A 14,145-nucleotide genomic window follows, 5' to 3' on the forward strand; every position below is an offset into this window, starting at 1 on the left:
GAGAAAACTCGTTGTGGGAGCAAGGTCCGCCCGCGATGAACGAAAACGCGGTTCAACGGTTAGACCGCGGCGCGGCCATCGCGGGCCAGCCTTGCTCCCACAGCGGCTCGCCACACCAGCGCTTCTGAGCATTTTTCTTCACAAGAACAACAATAAAACGGTGACTGTCATGACCACGATGAACGCACGCTTGAGCGTGATGATGTTTCTGCAGTTCTTTATCTGGGGTGGCTGGTTCGTCACCCTGGGGACCTTTCTGTCCAGCACCCTGGGCGCCAGCGGTGGGCAGATCGGCATGGCGTTCTCCACCCAGTCCTGGGGAGCGATCATTGCCCCCTTCGTGATCGGCCTGATCGCCGACCGCTACTTCAATGCCGAACGCATCCTGGCGGTGCTGCATCTGTTGGGCGCGGTGTTGTTGTATCAGCTGTATGCGGCGGCGGATTTCAGCGTGTTCTACCCGTACGTGCTGGCGTACATGGTGATCTACATGCCGACCCTGGCCCTGGTCAACTCCGTGGCGTTCCGCCAGATGCGCGACCCGGCGCTGGAGTTCTCCCGTATCCGGGTGTGGGGCACGATCGGCTGGATCGTCGCGGGCGTGGTGATCAGCTTTGTGTTTGCCTGGGATTCGCGCGAAGCGATCTCGGCGGGCGGCTTGCGCAATACCTTCCTGATGGCCAGCATCGCCTCGCTGGTCTTGGGACTCTACAGCTTCACGTTGCCGGCCACCGCACCGCTCAAGGCGCAAGCGAGCGCAGGTGACGTCAAACAGCTGCTGGGCCTGGATGCCTTGGGCCTGTTGAAGGATCGCAGCTACCTGGTGTTCTTCATCGCCTCGATCCTGATCTGCATCCCCCTGGCCTTCTATTACCAGAACGCCAACCCGTTCCTGGCCGAAACCGGCATGACCAACCCCACGGCAAAAATGGCTATTGGGCAAGTCTCCGAAGTGCTGTTCATGTTGCTGTTGCCGCTGTTCATCCAGCGCTTTGGCATCAAGTTGGCGCTGCTGGTAGGCATGCTGGCCTGGGCGCTGCGTTACGTGCTGTTCGCCTACGGCAATAACGGCGACCTGGCGTTCATGCTCTTCACCGGCATTGCCCTGCACGGCATCTGCTATGACTTCTTTTTTGTCTCGGGGCAGATCTACACCGATGCCAAGGCGCCGGAGCGTTTTCGCAGCTCGGCCCAGGGGCTGATTACGTTGGCGACCTATGGCGTGGGCATGCTGATCGGCTTCTGGGTGGCGGGGCAGGTGACCGATCACTATGCCGTGGACGGCGGCCATGAGTGGAAGAGCATCTGGTTGTTCCCGGCCGGTTTTGCGCTGCTGGTGTTTGTCTGCTTCCTGTTTACCTTCAACGGCCGGCAGGCGGTCGTGGCCGCTTCAAAGGCCTGAGGGGCTGGACGTCAGTCATTTATAGCTGACGTCCAGTTTGGTGTAGGTCACTTTCCCGCCTTCGCTGGAAGAACCGACGTTGTCCAGGGTGTAGACGCCGGCCTTGAAGTAAAAGTTGTAGCCATGCCAGGCGCGGTCCAGCTTCACCTGCTTGCCAACGTTGTTGATCAGCACCGTGAGCTTGCCTTGCTTGTCCATTTGCAGGGAGTAGCTGAAGGTTTTGTTCAGTGCCACTTTCGGCACGGTATAGATCACCGGGCTCTTCTTGTCCTTGGGTTTTACCCGATATTCCACATCGATGTTGCCGGTGCCCTTGGCGTAGCGATACACCAGTTTCAACAGCGGCGTAGGGGCATCCTTGGCGTGGATCTGCGCCACGACTACACGGCCCTCGGAAGGGACCTGGTTCACCGCCAAAGTACCTTTGAGGGTATTGACGCCGCTGTTGTAACGCCAGTTGCGCAACTTGCCGTCTTTGGTGGTTTCGCGCAATTCGGAGCGCGGGTAGTCACTTTTACCGGTGTGGGAGCCGGTCACCGGCGCCCAGAAGACAATCCGCTCGCCGGAGCGGTTGAAATACTTGTTCTGCAGCGTCGGCATGGCCTTGGTCGCCACGACTTGCGCCGGGGTCTGCACGGGTAGGGTGATGTTCCAGACAGTCAAATCGATCATGGTCAATGCTCCGACGGAACCGGCCATTACTCATCAGCCGGAATGGGCAAGATTACCTTCCGTGGCACAGTGTCCATGGTATCGACGGGGGCCTGTTTAGCTGCAGAGGCAACTGACGAATGGCTCTGCGCTGAGCCTTGCGGCCGGTTGAGCGCAGTGATGTCAATTTGACGCTGATCGGTTAGAGTACGCGCCGCCCGAGAGATGGATCCCGGGCGTTTTCTCATGGAGTATTCAATGAACCACCTCAGCAAAATTGTCGCCTGCGCACTGGTTGGCCTGGCCTTGGCGGGTTGCACCGGCACCCCGATGAAAACCAAGCAGTACGACAGCAGCCAATACACCGTGGTCGGCCACAGTGAAGCGAAAGCCACCGGCCTGCTGCTGTTCGGCATGATCCCGATCCGCCAGAACAACCGTTTCGTGCGCGCTCAGAATGCCGCGATCCTGGCCAAGGGCGGCGACGCCATGATCAACACCCAAGTGCAGGAAGACTGGTTCTGGGCCTGGGTCCTGACCGGTTACACCACCAAGGTGTCCGGTGATGTGGTCAAGTTGAAAACCGTTCAGTAAGACTCACGCTGTTGTGGGGGAGGGATGTGCAGTGCCGGCTGGCGCGGATCGATCTGATCCAGTCACTGCTAGTCAACAGTACGAGCACTTTCCTCCTCCCGAAGCCCAAGGCTCATGTCATCGCAGCTTTGCGACCAGGCGCTGAGCCATTCGGGCATGGCCGGTGAGTGTTCGGCCAACCCCAGTGCGCGAATAAACTCTCCCGGTGCAATCGTGCCTTGGGCCGAACGGAACAGGCCGCGCATCATCACCACGCCCACCACGCGCCCCTGGCTCAGGAAGCGGTGTTCCATGAAGGTCCACTTCTCGTCCCAGCCCAGCAGGCGGGTGTGCACCTCGAACGCTTCGAACAGCTTCAGCTCCCGGCGGAACTTACCCCACACATCCCCCACGATCGGCACTGCCCTGTTGCGCAAGGCCACTTTGTAGGCGCCGCTGCGCAGCACGTAATCCATACGCCCTACGTCGGCCAGGGTGAAATAGCGGCCATTGGTGACATGGCGGTTGAGGTCCAGGTCCAACGGCCACACCCGCATGCGCACCACGGTGGTATCCAGGGGGCCGGTCGGCTTGCGCCAGGGACGACGAAACAGCATGAGCAACAGTCGGAACCAGAGATTCATAAATACGCCCGCGAGGGTGGAAAACGCCGCACTTTAGACAGGCGCCGAGGCTTGGGCTAGGTGCGCAAATGACTGTTTTCGTGGAAATCGCACATTTGGGACATGGCCGGCGGGTTTGAACTCATCAAGAACCTGAGTTTGCGACGGCTGCGCCGCCGAGCGGGAGCAAGCTCCCTCGCCATAAAGGGCACTTTGGATTATCGATCGTTCCCACGCACCTGCGTAGGAACGTCGCCAGGGACGCTCCGCGTTCCGCTTCTGGAAGGTGACGCAGAGCGTCACGGGATCCATTCCCACGCAGAGCGTGGGAACGATCAAAAACAGCCGTAACCTCAGCCTTTGGCCGCCATCGCAGTCACTTCCACTCGCATTCCTTCAACCGCCAGCGCCGCCACGCCCACTGCGGCGCGTACGGGCCAGGGTTTGGCGAAGAAACGCTGGTACACCTCGTTGAAGGCCGCGCGGTCGGCCATGTCGGTGAGGTAGATGGTCAGGTGCAAGACCCGGTCCATGGAGCTGCCGGCGCCTTCCAGGGCTGTCTTGAGCGCCTGCAATGTGCATTCGCTTTGCAAGGTGATGTCACCCAGCTCCAGGCTGCCGTCAGGGCGAGTGGGGATCTGGGTGGAAACCAGCAGGCCGCCGAAGCCGGCGACGTCGGAAGAGATGGAGTCCGCGTCCGGGTCGGGGATGAACGTGATGTCTTGGTTTGCCATGAAAGCCTCTTGTTCAGGAAAGGGTAATGGGGCGGTCGCGACGCAAGCGGCCCTTGCGCGGCCAGTTTACCGTCCATCGTCGAGCCTTTCGTGATTTCCTTTCTGCTCATGGACGCCAGGGTCGATGCGTGCCGCTGCAGTCGGAAGCTCTTTCGAGCGTAGCGGCGCGCCTGGAGGCGTCGCCGTTGTGCGTGGCGTTGGCGTGGCTGCTGCAACGCGCGCCAAACATCCTGTTGATTCCCGGTACGTCGTCAGTGGCGCACCTGCGGGAAAACCTCACGGCAAGCGAGCGGAGGATTCCAGTGCAGATGCTGACCGAGTTGGACGGCTTGGTTCAGGCAGGCTGGAACACCACCGTCTCGCCATCTTCCGGTACCCGTATCCGACCTTCGAGGCCGGCCATCGCGGCGGCGTCGCGCAGTGCCTTGCGCGTCGTCGGGCAGTGGCTGAGCGCTTCGAGGTGATTGGCGACCACGGTTCCGCGAGACAAGCGGGCGAACTCAAGGGTTTCCTCGATGCCCATGATGATGTCGCCGCCTAAATCGAACCTGGCCCCGCCTGCCGGCACCACGCTGACCTGCGGTTGATGGTGCAAGACGAACTCGCGCACGGCGGGGCTAAGCAGGGTGTCGCCGGTGAGGTAGACGCTGGGTTCGCCTGGCAGCTCGATCAGGTAACCGACGCCGTGTTCCATCAGCTTGCCCACCAGGCCCTGCCCATGGGTGCATCTGACTGTACGGATCGTGCCGCCCAAAAATGCGCCGGGCTGTTGGTGTTCCTTGGCAAGCGGCTGGACATTCAAGCCCCGCTTGGCGAGGTAGGGGGCATCATGAGGCGTGCAGATCACCGGGATCTGTTTTTCCCTCAACCACCGCTTGGCCGCTCGGTCCAGATGATCGAAATGGCCTTTCTGGCAGTGCGTGATCAGGCAGTGAGTCACGGTCTCCAGGTCGCCAGTCGTAGCGGCTGGCAGTTCCACCAGCGGATTGCGCTGGGTGGCGCCGAACAACCGAAGCGGCAGCAGCATGCCTTTGCCGGCCAGCATCGGATCGACGAGCACGCGATACGGGCCGGATTCAAGGATGATCGTGGCGTTACGGACTTGCTGAATTTTCATGGAGCGTTCCTTTTTTGGGCGAGCGCTTCATGGTGTCGATCTGGGGTGATGGGCATAATGGCCGAATCTGACATCATTGATTCATTTCAAGCCATGCCCAAAAAACTCCGTGTCGGTCTACTCTTGTTTCCCGGTTGCATGCCTGCCGGCCTGTTTGCGTTCGCCGATCTGCTGCATGCGGCCAACCGCCGAAGCGGCCGGGTGTTGTTCGAGGCGACTTATGTCGCACTGCAAGCAGGCCCGGTAACCTGTGCGCATGGCATAAGCCTGCAAGCGCAGGCGGCCCTGGGCAGTTGCGAACTCGACGCCGTCCTGGTTCCCGGTTTCTGGGCCGAATCGGCCGAGCAGGTAAACGCGGTACTTACCGGGCAGACCCAACTGTTGAAAGCACTGTCGAAACGTCCGCGACACCTTCAGCTCTGGGCTTACTGCACAGGCGTTTGCCTGCTGGCCGCCTGCAGGCAACTGGACGGGCAGGGCGCGACGGTGACGTGGTGGCTGGCTCAGGCGATGCAAGCGCAGTATCGAAAAGTCCGTTGGCAAAGCGATCAGAACTGCGTGTTCAATGAGCGAACCGCCACCGCTTCGGGGGTGAATGGTTATTTGCCCATCGCGGAAAAATTGATCGAACAGAGCGTCAGCCGTGATGTGCTGCGCGACATTACCCGGCTCATGGTGCTTGCGCGCCCAGCGGTGTCTCACGCGGCGTTCCAAGGGATCGCCCTGGTCCAGCAGCCCGATGGGTTGCTGCGTCGGTTGCATGGGCTGATCGAGCAAATGCCAGCGGAGCACATCACGGTCAAGGCGCTGGCGGAGCGGCTCGCCATGTCCGAACGCACGCTCGCGCGCAAGGTCGGCAGCGAAACGGGCCAGACCGTCGCAGCGTACGCCCGGAGCATCAAGCTGAACCAGGTCAGCGAACGCCTGACGCTGACATCATTATCCCTCGCCAGCATCGGCGCCGAGCTGGGTTTCAGCAGCAGTTCCAACCTGCAACGGATGTTCAAGGCACTGACTGGGCTGACGCCGATGGAGTACCGGCGCCAGTTCGGGCGGGTGTGACGCCGGGGGACGGGTCAACTGCGCGCCTCATCCGTTTCGTTTCGATGATGGTCAGGCCAACTGTCGACTGGGCGCGCACGGTCTTCGTTGAACATTTCGGTGAGCAACGCGTTGGCGCGCTGGTAGGCTTCGTGCCTGAACTTGAGGTCGTCTTCCGGCTGGGCGACGATTTCCTCCAGCATCTGCAGATTCAAACGACGGAACTGATCCGCGCGCTCGCGCGCTTCGTAAGCCCCGACGCCCATCTGCACCAGCGCATTTCGGCCCAATGCCAGCGCGCTCTCGAAGGTTTCCCGCTCGGCGGTCTCTACGCCCATCTGCCGCAGGGTGATCAGGTGCCCCATGTCCCGCGCACGGACGATCAGTTTCAACGCGGGGAAGTGCTCCTGGGCCAGTCGGGTCAGCGTCAGGTTGTCCTGCTGGTCGTCAATCGCATTGATCAGCACCACCGCCTGGCCGGCGCCGGCCGCGTGGAGCAGATCGAGGCGAGTGGCGTCGCCGTAGAACACTTTTACGCCGAATTTGCGCAGCGTCTCGATGTTGTCGGGGTCATGGTCCAACACCACCACCTCGACGCCGCAGGACATCAAGAGACGCCCGGCGATCTGTCCGAAGCGACCGAACCCGGCGATGATCACCCGTGGGTTCTGCTGATCGACGAGGTCGGATTCCTGGCGGTCTTTCTTGGTGGCGGACTCTATTCGATCCAGCAGCAGGATCAGCAACGGCGTCAGGCACATGGACAGGGCCACCGCCAGCGTCAGGCTCTTGCCCCACTGGTCGGTCAGAATGCCGGCCAGCGTGGCGGCGCCGAACACCACGAAGGCGAACTCGCTGCCCTGGCCGAGCAACACCGCTTGCCATGAGCGTTGGCCGGCAGGGACGTTCAGCAAACGGCTGACGGCCTTGATCACCAGCAATTTGATCAGAATGAAACCCAGGGTCAGGGTCATGACCTTCAGCGGAGCATTAATCAGCGTGCCGAAATCGATCGACATGCCGACACCGATAAAAAACAACCCCAGCAGCAAGCCTTTGAACGGTTCGATGTCGCTTTCCAGGGCATGGCGGTATTCAGAACTGGCCAGCAGCACCCCGGCGAGGAACGCGCCCATGGCCATCGACAAGCCGGCCTCTTCCAGCAGAAACCCGAAGCCGAACACCAGAAACAGCGCCACGGCGCTGAAGATCTCACGTAGACCCGAGCGCGCGGCGAAGCGCAGCAGCGGGCGTGTCACGTAGCGTCCCAACAGCACGACGACGCTGATGGCCACGACGATCTTGATAATCGAAAGCACCAGAGCGGTGCCGGACGGCGTGTCGCCGTGGGCCGCCAACAACGGAATCATGGCAACCAGCGGAATGGCCGCGATGTCCTGGAACAGCAGGACGGCGAAGCTGCTGCGCCCGACGGCGGTCGACGTCAGGTTGCGCTCGTTCATGGCTTGCATGGCGATGGCCGTGGAGGACAGGCTCAGGGTCAGGCCGACCAGCAGCGCGGCCGTCCAATTCAGCCCCAGGGCCGCACAGAACACCGCGATTGCCCCGCCACAGGCGAGCATCTGCAAGGCACCGCCACCGAACACCATCCTGCGCAACGCCCAGAGCCGCTTGGGATCGAGCTCGAGCCCGATGACGAACAGCATCAGGACGACGCCGATTTCGGCGAATTCCAGAATCGCCTTTACGTCAGTAACGAGCTTGAGTCCCCACGGGCCGATCACGCACCCGGCCAGCAGATAACCCAACACCGGGCCCAGGCCCAACCTGACGGCAATCGGCACGATCAACACTGCCGAACCCAGGTAGATAAGCAGTTCAATCAGGCTGTGAGTCTCCATATCAATCTTCCTTCCAGGAGGCCAGGCGTGCGCTGTAGTGTTCGATTTGTGCATCCAGGGTTTCGGACGCGCCGGCATACGCGCCGTGTACCACGACCGGCTCCAGCCAGCGCATGTGGCAGTAGACGGCCGTTGCGTGGAGGGGCTGGGCCAGCACCTGGAAGCCCGGGTAGGCGCCGATCTGGAAATGATCGTGGTTGCCACCCGTGGAGACGGCCCACAGCAGGGGCTTGTCTTTGAGGGCTGTGGCGTCTCTGCCATAGGCCCAGCCATGGGTGAACACTTTATCGATCCACAATTTCAGCAGCGGCGGCATGCTGTACCAATACATCGGGTGTTGGAGGACGAGCAGTTGGCACTGTTCGATGGCGCGTTGTTCGGCCTCGACGTCGATGTCGAAGTCCGGATAAAGATCGTAGAGGGACCGTATGACCACGTCCGGATGACTGGATGCGCGCTGGAGCATTTGCTGGTTGACCCGTGACTGGTCAGGGTAGGGGTGGGCGTAAATGATCAGAATCATCAGGGCAATTCCGGTAGGCCGGTCCTGGTCAAAAGGTCGGACATCCTACCGAGGAAGGCGCGTGTTGTTTAGAACATTGTTTGCCGGCGTATGGTGCCGGGGTCAATTGAGCGGCAGCGAGACCTTGACCTCCAGGCCGCCGCCCCGCCGGTTCCTGAGGGTCAGCGTCCCGCCATGCTCCAGCACCGTCGCCCGCGCTGCCGACAGCCCCAGCCCGACACCGCCGGTGTGCTTGTTGCGCGAGCCTTCGATGCGAAAGAAGGGCGCGAAGACTTGCTCGTGGAACTGCGGGGCGATACCAGGCCCGCGGTCGTGGACGCGAATTTCGACACGGTCCATGAACGCCTTGAGCTGAACGCCCGGCTCGCTGCCATATTTGCTCGCATTGTCGATCAGGTTGACCAGGGCTCGCTTGATCCCGATGGGCCGGCCCATGTAAACGAAACGAGGAGCGCCCTCGAATGAAACCTCGGTGCCGGCATCCTTGAAGTCGTCGACGACCGTGTGCAGCAGTTCGGCCAGGTCGAACGCGGTGGCGTGTTCGAGCCGAGCTTCGTCGCGGAAAAATTCCAGCGCACTATTGACCATCGCCTGCATTTCATCCACGTCCCTGAACAGCCTCGATTGCTGTTCGGCGTCGTCGATGAACTCTCCACGCAGGCGCATGCGGGTCAGGGGGGCGCGCAGGTCGTGGGAGATGGCTGCGAGCATCTGCGTGCGGTCCTGGACGAAGTGTTGCAGCTGGGCCTGCATGGCATTGAACGCGAGGATCGCCTGACGGATTTCGTGAGGCCCGACCACCGGGATGGGTGGCGCCCGGAAGTCCACGCCAAAGCGCCTGGCGCCTTCGGCAAAGCGTTCCAGCGGTGTTGCCAGATGCCGTGTAGCAATCAGGGCGACGATAAACGTCGATAGAAGAATCAGCCCGATAATGATCAGGTTGCGCATCCACTCTTTCAGGCCCCAACTGCGAGAGGCTACGGAAAATTCCACCCAGGAATCGTCGGCCAATTGGATGAGGACCGCGTAGCGTCTGTCTGGCTGATCGGCGGGCCAATCGCCGGGTTCGAAGGCCTCTATCCTGGCCTCGGGCCTGCCCAGTTGCTTGCGCAGGAACGTCGCCCCCTCACTGAACTGTGGGTCGTCGATCACCGGCACTCGTGCGTCTTCACGGCGGGGTAACCATTGTGCGGTGAACGCCTGGTCGCTGGCTGCCCTGGCGATATCGGGCCGTTGTCCGGGCGCCACCGAGTCGATGATACGAGTGATGGCGGCGGCTTTCTCCATCAGGCCGGTTTCCATCAGGGGAGGGCGTGCCCAGGTCCCAGCCAACAGGCCGAACAGCTCGTTCAGGGCCAGTAAAGTCAGCATGGCGAGCATGGTGGTCAGGGCAATCCAGCGGGCTACCGTATCGCGTGGCCGATGGAAAGCTGAGTGCCGGGGCTTCATCGCTTCACCACATGGGGGCTGAAAAGGTAGCCGCTGTTGCGAATGGTGCGGATCATCGATGGGCCAGTGATATCGCTCTCCAGCTTGCGGCGCAGCCGGCTGACCTGGACGTCGATGCTGCGATCGAAGGCGTCGTATGTTTCGCCGCGGGCCAGGTCCAGCAATTGCTGGCGAGTGAGGACCCGGCGCGGGTGTTCGGCAAAGACCAGCAGCAACTCAAACTCGCCGGTGGACAGCGGGATCATGACTTTGTCCGGTGAGCGCAACTCGCGGCGGGCGACGTCCAATTGCCAGTTTTCGAACTCCAGAATCAGGCGCGAGTTGTTGTTCAATGTGCCCCTGGCTTCGCCGGTGCGCCTGAGCACGGCGCGCACCCTGGCCAGCAGCTCGCGCGCATCGAACGGCTTGGTCAGGTAATCATCCGCCCCCAACTCAAGACCGACGACGCGATCACTCAGCTCACCCATGGCCGTGAGCATGATGATGCCGACCGTATGCTCGGCCCGCAGTCGCTGGCAGAGCACCAGTCCACTGTCTCCCGGCAACATGACATCGAGGATGATCAGGTCCGGCAAGCGACGCGCCACCGCCTGCCACAGGGCAGCACCGTCGGCGGCCACTTCGACGCTATAGCCATGTTGCTCGAGGAATTTGCGCAATAGGGCGAGGACTTCGAGGTCGTCGTCCACCAGTAATAGATGGCTCACAGTGGGCACGCAGGGCAATGAATACAGAAGGGGATACTAGGGTCAATCCGGGGCCTGCGTCATATATTTCAACTCGGTAATAAAGTTGCCGACGGGCAATGTTGTGGAAATCTTCAGGCAAAGAATCAGGGGCAGGATCACCCGATGTCAGTCAGTTAAACGACGGCCAACCCAACACAACCCTCGCCACCAGAGCTGTGTACGGCGGTGTCTTCCCAAACTGACCGGTATCGCCCCAATTCCTCGCCGAGATAGCCTTGTATGCCGATCACCAAGCCCGCTCCGCTGTTTGTTCGTTGCACTGTTGTCGTAGGACTCGTGGCATTCGCCAGCGGCTGCACCAGCACGCCCGCTGCAACCCCTGGCAGTTGTGAACGTGCGAGCTACACCGTCGATGATCCGGCAGAGCCCGTCAACCGGGGCATCTTCGCTTTCAACCGGACTGTCGATGACTATGCGCTGGCCCCGGTTGCCCGTGGTTATCTCAAGCTTCCAGATGTGGTGCAGACGGGGGTGCATAACTTCGTCGCGAACTTCGGTGAGCCCAAGGTCTTCATCAACGATCTGCTGCAAGGCAACGCTCAACGCTCGGTCAACACCCTGGGTCGCTTCGTCATCAACACCACCGCAGGCATCGTCGGGCTGATCGATGTGTCGGGCAAACTGGGTATCGAGCGCCACAAGGCCGATTTCGGCCAGACGTTCGGCGTCTGGAACATCGCTCCCGGGCCGATCGTCGAACTGCCGTTGCTGGGAACGTCCAGCCTGCGCGACGCAACCGGCAAACTGCTGAGTTCTGCGGTCGATCCGTTCGGCAGCAACAGCGATACGGTCGATACGTTGGGCACGATCAATACCGTAGGCGGGGTTGTTGATGGTCGTGCCGAGGCGCTCCCGTTGACGGACAAGTTGCGGGCCCGGCCGGATTACTACGTGGCGCTTCGTGACGCGGTAGCGCAGCGGCGCGCCGATTTTGTCGCCCAGGGCAAGTTGGGCGCGGTGACGGGGGACGACGCCGCTTGCCCGGAGGGAGAGACCGTGGATGAGTAACCCTGTATTGGTTCTGCACCGGCGAGTGAAAAACCTTGAGCAAGGCATTCTGCATTGCCGGGAGATCGAGTTGCAGTTGACGGAGGATGGCCGACATTTACTGCTCAGCCGTTACCTGGAGTTGTACAGCCATGACCAGGTTGGTGCGTGCGACATCCAGAATTACCGGGTGCCGCTGGCGAGCATGATTCGCTGGATGGTCAGTCATGGGGAGCGGATGAGTCCACTGGTCCGCTAGCCTTGCGCCGACGCAGAGACTGCTAGACTTTACCGTCCAGTTATCTCTCGGAGAGATCGGATGAATAACAAAAACACGATTTGTCTCTGGTACGACGGTGCTGCGCTGGAGGCTGCGCAGTTCTACGCCGCGACGTTCCCGGACAGTGCGGTGCAGGCTGTTCATCACGCCCCCGGTGACTACCCGATGGGGCAAGCAGGGCGATGTGCTGACGGTCGAGTTCACGGTAATGGGCATTCCCTGCCTGGGGCTGAACGGAGGCCCGGCGTTCCAGCACAACGAAGCCTTTTCGTTCCAGGTCGCGACCGATGACCAGGCCGAAACGGACCGTTTGTGGGAGGCGATTATCGGCAATGGTGGCCAGGCCAGTGCCTGCGGCTGGTGCAAGGACAAGTGGGGCCTGTCCTGGCAGATCACCCCGCGCGTGCTGACTGCCGCGATAGCCAATCCCGATCAGGCAGCCGCCAAGCGCGCGTTCGAAGCCATGATGGAGATGACAAAGATCGACATCGCGGCCATTGAAGCAGCGTTGAAAGGTTGAGCGGCGCAGCCTGACAGTCCGCTATCGCGAGCAGGCTCGCTCCCACATTGGATCTGTGTCGGTCTCGATGGGTGGGTCAACACAACCCCCTGTGGGAGCGAGCCTGCTCGCGAAGACGGCGGCACATTCAACATGGCTGCAACCTGACCCACCGCCAGTCAGCTCATCCCTGTGCGGCTTCAGGCAACCTGGCAATCACCTTGATCTCGAACTGAAAACCATACAGCCACGTCACCCCCACCGCCGTGAGTGTTGGATGCGGTGCGCTGCCCCAGAATTCGGGCACCACTTTCCAGATCGTTTCGAATGTCGATTCTGGATCGACGATGAACACGGTGACGTCAACCACATCATCAAAGGTGCAATCGGCGGCGGCGAGAATCGCCTTCAGGTTGTTGAACGCCCGCCGAACCTGGTCCTCCAGTTCAGGCTCTGGCGAGCCGTCTTCGGTGCTGCCGACTTGCCCCGATACGAACAAAAAGCCATTGGAACGAATCGCCGGCGAATAGCGATTACGCTCATAAAGTGCCTGGCGTCCGGCGGGGAAAACTACATCGCGCTGTGTCATGGGTGCCTCCATCAAAGGGTCGGATTCAATGTTGAAAACACTCTAGGGGCTTGTGCGCGGACGATAAACGAGCAACCTTGGCGATCACTGTTTGTAAAATCCAAACAATCTGACGGACACCGGGGCAGTAATGGATCGTTTCGACGCGATGCAGGCATTCGTTCGAGTGGTGGAGGCGGGCAGCTTCACCAAAGCCGCCGAAACACTGCACATGAGCAAAACCACCGTGACCCAACTGGTGCAGCAACTGGAGGCCCGGCTGCGCGTCAAGTTGCTCAACCGCACCACGCGCAAGGTCAACGTCACCGCTGACGGCGCCGCTTATTACGAGCGGGTGATTCGCCTGCTGGCCGACATGGACGATGCCGAGACCAGCCTGTCCGGCGCTCAGGCACTGCCCAGAGGGCGATTGCGAGTGGACGTGCCAAGCCCGTTGGCGACCATGATCCTGATGCCGGCATTGCCGCAATTTTACGCGCGATACCCGGACATTCAGATCGACATGGGCGCAAGCGACCGCATCGTCGACATGCTCGATGAAAACGTCGATTGCGTGGTGCGCGGCGGCGAGCTGACGGATCAGTCGCTGATCGCCCGGCGCGTCGGCGACCTGGCTCTTGGCGTGTTTGCCGCACCGAGCTATCTGCAGCGCGTGGGCACGCCTGCGCATCCGCGAGAACTGGAAGATTCCCAGCATCGCATCGTCGGCTTCCTCTGGGCGCGCACCGGCAAACCGCTCCCTTACGCCATGCACAACCACGGCGAGCATTTGCACATCAAAGGACGCTACGCACTGGCCGTCGATGATGGCAACGCCTACCTCGCGGCCGGCCTGGCGGGGTTGGGTGTGCTCTGGCTACCCGAGTACATGTCCAGATCCCACCAGGCGCGAGGTGAGTTGGTGCGCCTGTTCGAAGACTGGCGCCTCGACCCGATGCCGCTCTACGTGGCCTATCCTCCTAACCGACACATCAGCGCCAAGTTGCGGGTGTTCATTGAATGGGTGGTGGAGTTGATGGCACAGCATGCGCCTGTTCTCGACCGATCTGGGTCATGAAACCCGACC

Annotated in this window: 15 protein-coding genes and 2 pseudogenes; 8 read left to right on the forward strand and 9 right to left on the reverse strand. The window is 61.2% G+C overall.

Going from position 1 to position 14,145, the window contains the following annotated elements; all coding sequences use genetic code 11:
• The first annotated feature begins 169 nt into the window (after positions 1 to 169).
• Positions 170 to 1,402 carry a nucleoside permease gene (locus PSH91_RS10455; RefSeq protein ID WP_305468118.1) on the forward strand — a complete coding sequence of 411 codons (1,233 nt, stop codon included), beginning with the start codon at positions 170 to 172 and terminating at the stop codon, positions 1,400 to 1,402.
• A gap of 15 nt (positions 1,403 to 1,417) precedes the next feature.
• Here the strand turns inward: PSH91_RS10455 and PSH91_RS10460 are convergent, their stop codons facing one another.
• Positions 1,418 to 2,074, reverse strand: coding sequence for a polysaccharide lyase family 7 protein (locus PSH91_RS10460; protein ID WP_305468120.1), 657 nt, complete (start codon positions 2,072 to 2,074; stop codon positions 1,418 to 1,420).
• A gap of 237 nt (positions 2,075 to 2,311) precedes the next feature.
• Between PSH91_RS10460 and PSH91_RS10465 the strand changes: the two genes are divergently transcribed.
• Positions 2,312 to 2,647: a lipoprotein gene (locus PSH91_RS10465; RefSeq protein ID WP_047227691.1), complete on the forward strand. Its 336-nt coding sequence runs from the start codon at positions 2,312 to 2,314 to the stop codon at positions 2,645 to 2,647.
• Positions 2,648 to 2,715: 68 nt separating this feature from the next.
• Here the strand turns inward: PSH91_RS10465 and PSH91_RS10470 are convergent, their stop codons facing one another.
• Positions 2,716 to 3,270 (reverse strand): thioesterase family protein, encoded by a 555-nt coding sequence (locus tag PSH91_RS10470; RefSeq protein WP_047227690.1) that lies wholly within the window; start codon positions 3,268 to 3,270, stop codon positions 2,716 to 2,718.
• A 332-nt stretch (positions 3,271 to 3,602) separates the two neighbouring features.
• Positions 3,603 to 3,983 carry a RidA family protein gene (locus tag PSH91_RS10475; RefSeq protein ID WP_047227689.1) on the reverse strand — a complete coding sequence of 127 codons (381 nt, stop codon included), beginning with the start codon at positions 3,981 to 3,983 and terminating at the stop codon, positions 3,603 to 3,605.
• Between the two features lie 131 nt (positions 3,984 to 4,114).
• On the opposite strand from PSH91_RS10475, the pseudogene PSH91_RS10480 reads away from it, so the two are divergent.
• Positions 4,115 to 4,318, forward strand: a pseudogene (locus PSH91_RS10480) (aldo/keto reductase); the annotation flags it as partial.
• Here the strand turns inward: PSH91_RS10480 and PSH91_RS10485 are convergent.
• Positions 4,318 to 5,100, reverse strand: a complete 783-nt coding sequence (locus PSH91_RS10485; RefSeq protein ID WP_076385441.1) for an MBL fold metallo-hydrolase — start codon at positions 5,098 to 5,100, stop codon at positions 4,318 to 4,320. The pseudogene PSH91_RS10480 and the gene PSH91_RS10485 overlap by 1 nt on opposite strands.
• Between PSH91_RS10485 and PSH91_RS10490 the strand changes: the two genes are divergently transcribed.
• Entirely contained in the window at positions 5,086 to 6,162 is a 1,077-nt protein-coding gene (locus PSH91_RS10490) for a GlxA family transcriptional regulator (RefSeq protein WP_305468123.1), read from the forward strand. The genes PSH91_RS10485 and PSH91_RS10490 overlap by 15 nt on opposite strands.
• A gap of 14 nt (positions 6,163 to 6,176) precedes the next feature.
• Here PSH91_RS10490 and kefC read toward each other — a convergent pair whose 3' ends face one another.
• From kefC to PSH91_RS10510, 4 genes are all read right to left on the reverse strand, one after another.
• A complete protein-coding gene (kefC, locus tag PSH91_RS10495; RefSeq protein WP_305468124.1) occupies positions 6,177 to 8,003 on the reverse strand; it encodes a glutathione-regulated potassium-efflux system protein KefC in 1,827 nt (608 codons plus the stop codon).
• 1 nt (position 8,004) lies between these two features.
• Complete coding sequence (kefF, locus tag PSH91_RS10500; RefSeq protein ID WP_047227687.1) at positions 8,005 to 8,526, reverse strand: glutathione-regulated potassium-efflux system oxidoreductase KefF; 522 nt, start codon at positions 8,524 to 8,526, stop codon at positions 8,005 to 8,007.
• A gap of 102 nt (positions 8,527 to 8,628) precedes the next feature.
• Positions 8,629 to 9,975 carry an ATP-binding protein gene (locus PSH91_RS10505; RefSeq protein ID WP_076385437.1) on the reverse strand — a complete coding sequence of 449 codons (1,347 nt, stop codon included), beginning with the start codon at positions 9,973 to 9,975 and terminating at the stop codon, positions 8,629 to 8,631.
• Positions 9,972 to 10,682, reverse strand: coding sequence for a response regulator (locus PSH91_RS10510; RefSeq protein WP_076385435.1), 711 nt, complete (start codon positions 10,680 to 10,682; stop codon positions 9,972 to 9,974). The genes PSH91_RS10505 and PSH91_RS10510 overlap by 4 nt, the downstream gene beginning before the upstream one ends.
• 261 nt (positions 10,683 to 10,943) lie before the next feature.
• On the opposite strand from PSH91_RS10510, the gene PSH91_RS10515 reads away from it, so the two are divergent.
• The 3 genes and pseudogenes from PSH91_RS10515 to PSH91_RS10525 all read left to right on the forward strand — a co-directional run bounded on the left by PSH91_RS10515 (position 10,944) and on the right by PSH91_RS10525 (position 12,511).
• Positions 10,944 to 11,732: a VacJ family lipoprotein gene (locus PSH91_RS10515; RefSeq protein WP_288915595.1), complete on the forward strand. Its 789-nt coding sequence runs from the start codon at positions 10,944 to 10,946 to the stop codon at positions 11,730 to 11,732.
• Positions 11,725 to 11,970, forward strand: a complete 246-nt coding sequence (locus PSH91_RS10520; RefSeq protein ID WP_047227683.1) for a hypothetical protein — start codon at positions 11,725 to 11,727, stop codon at positions 11,968 to 11,970. The genes PSH91_RS10515 and PSH91_RS10520 overlap by 8 nt, the downstream gene beginning before the upstream one ends.
• Before the next feature lie 60 nt (positions 11,971 to 12,030).
• Positions 12,031 to 12,511 (forward strand): annotated as a pseudogene (locus PSH91_RS10525) (VOC family protein).
• A 163-nt stretch (positions 12,512 to 12,674) separates the two neighbouring features.
• On the opposite strand, the gene PSH91_RS10530 reads toward PSH91_RS10525, so the two are convergent.
• Positions 12,675 to 13,079, reverse strand: a complete 405-nt coding sequence (locus PSH91_RS10530) for a RidA family protein (RefSeq protein ID WP_139050626.1) — start codon at positions 13,077 to 13,079, stop codon at positions 12,675 to 12,677.
• A gap of 130 nt (positions 13,080 to 13,209) precedes the next feature.
• On the opposite strand from PSH91_RS10530, the gene PSH91_RS10535 reads away from it, so the two are divergent.
• Positions 13,210 to 14,136, forward strand: a complete 927-nt coding sequence (locus tag PSH91_RS10535) for a LysR family transcriptional regulator (RefSeq protein ID WP_076385429.1) — start codon at positions 13,210 to 13,212, stop codon at positions 14,134 to 14,136.
• Positions 14,137 to 14,145 lie beyond the last annotated feature (9 nt).

This window comes from Pseudomonas sp. FP1154 (assembly GCF_030687245.1).
Taxonomy (GTDB): Bacteria; Pseudomonadota; Gammaproteobacteria; order Pseudomonadales; family Pseudomonadaceae; genus Aquipseudomonas; species Aquipseudomonas rhizophila.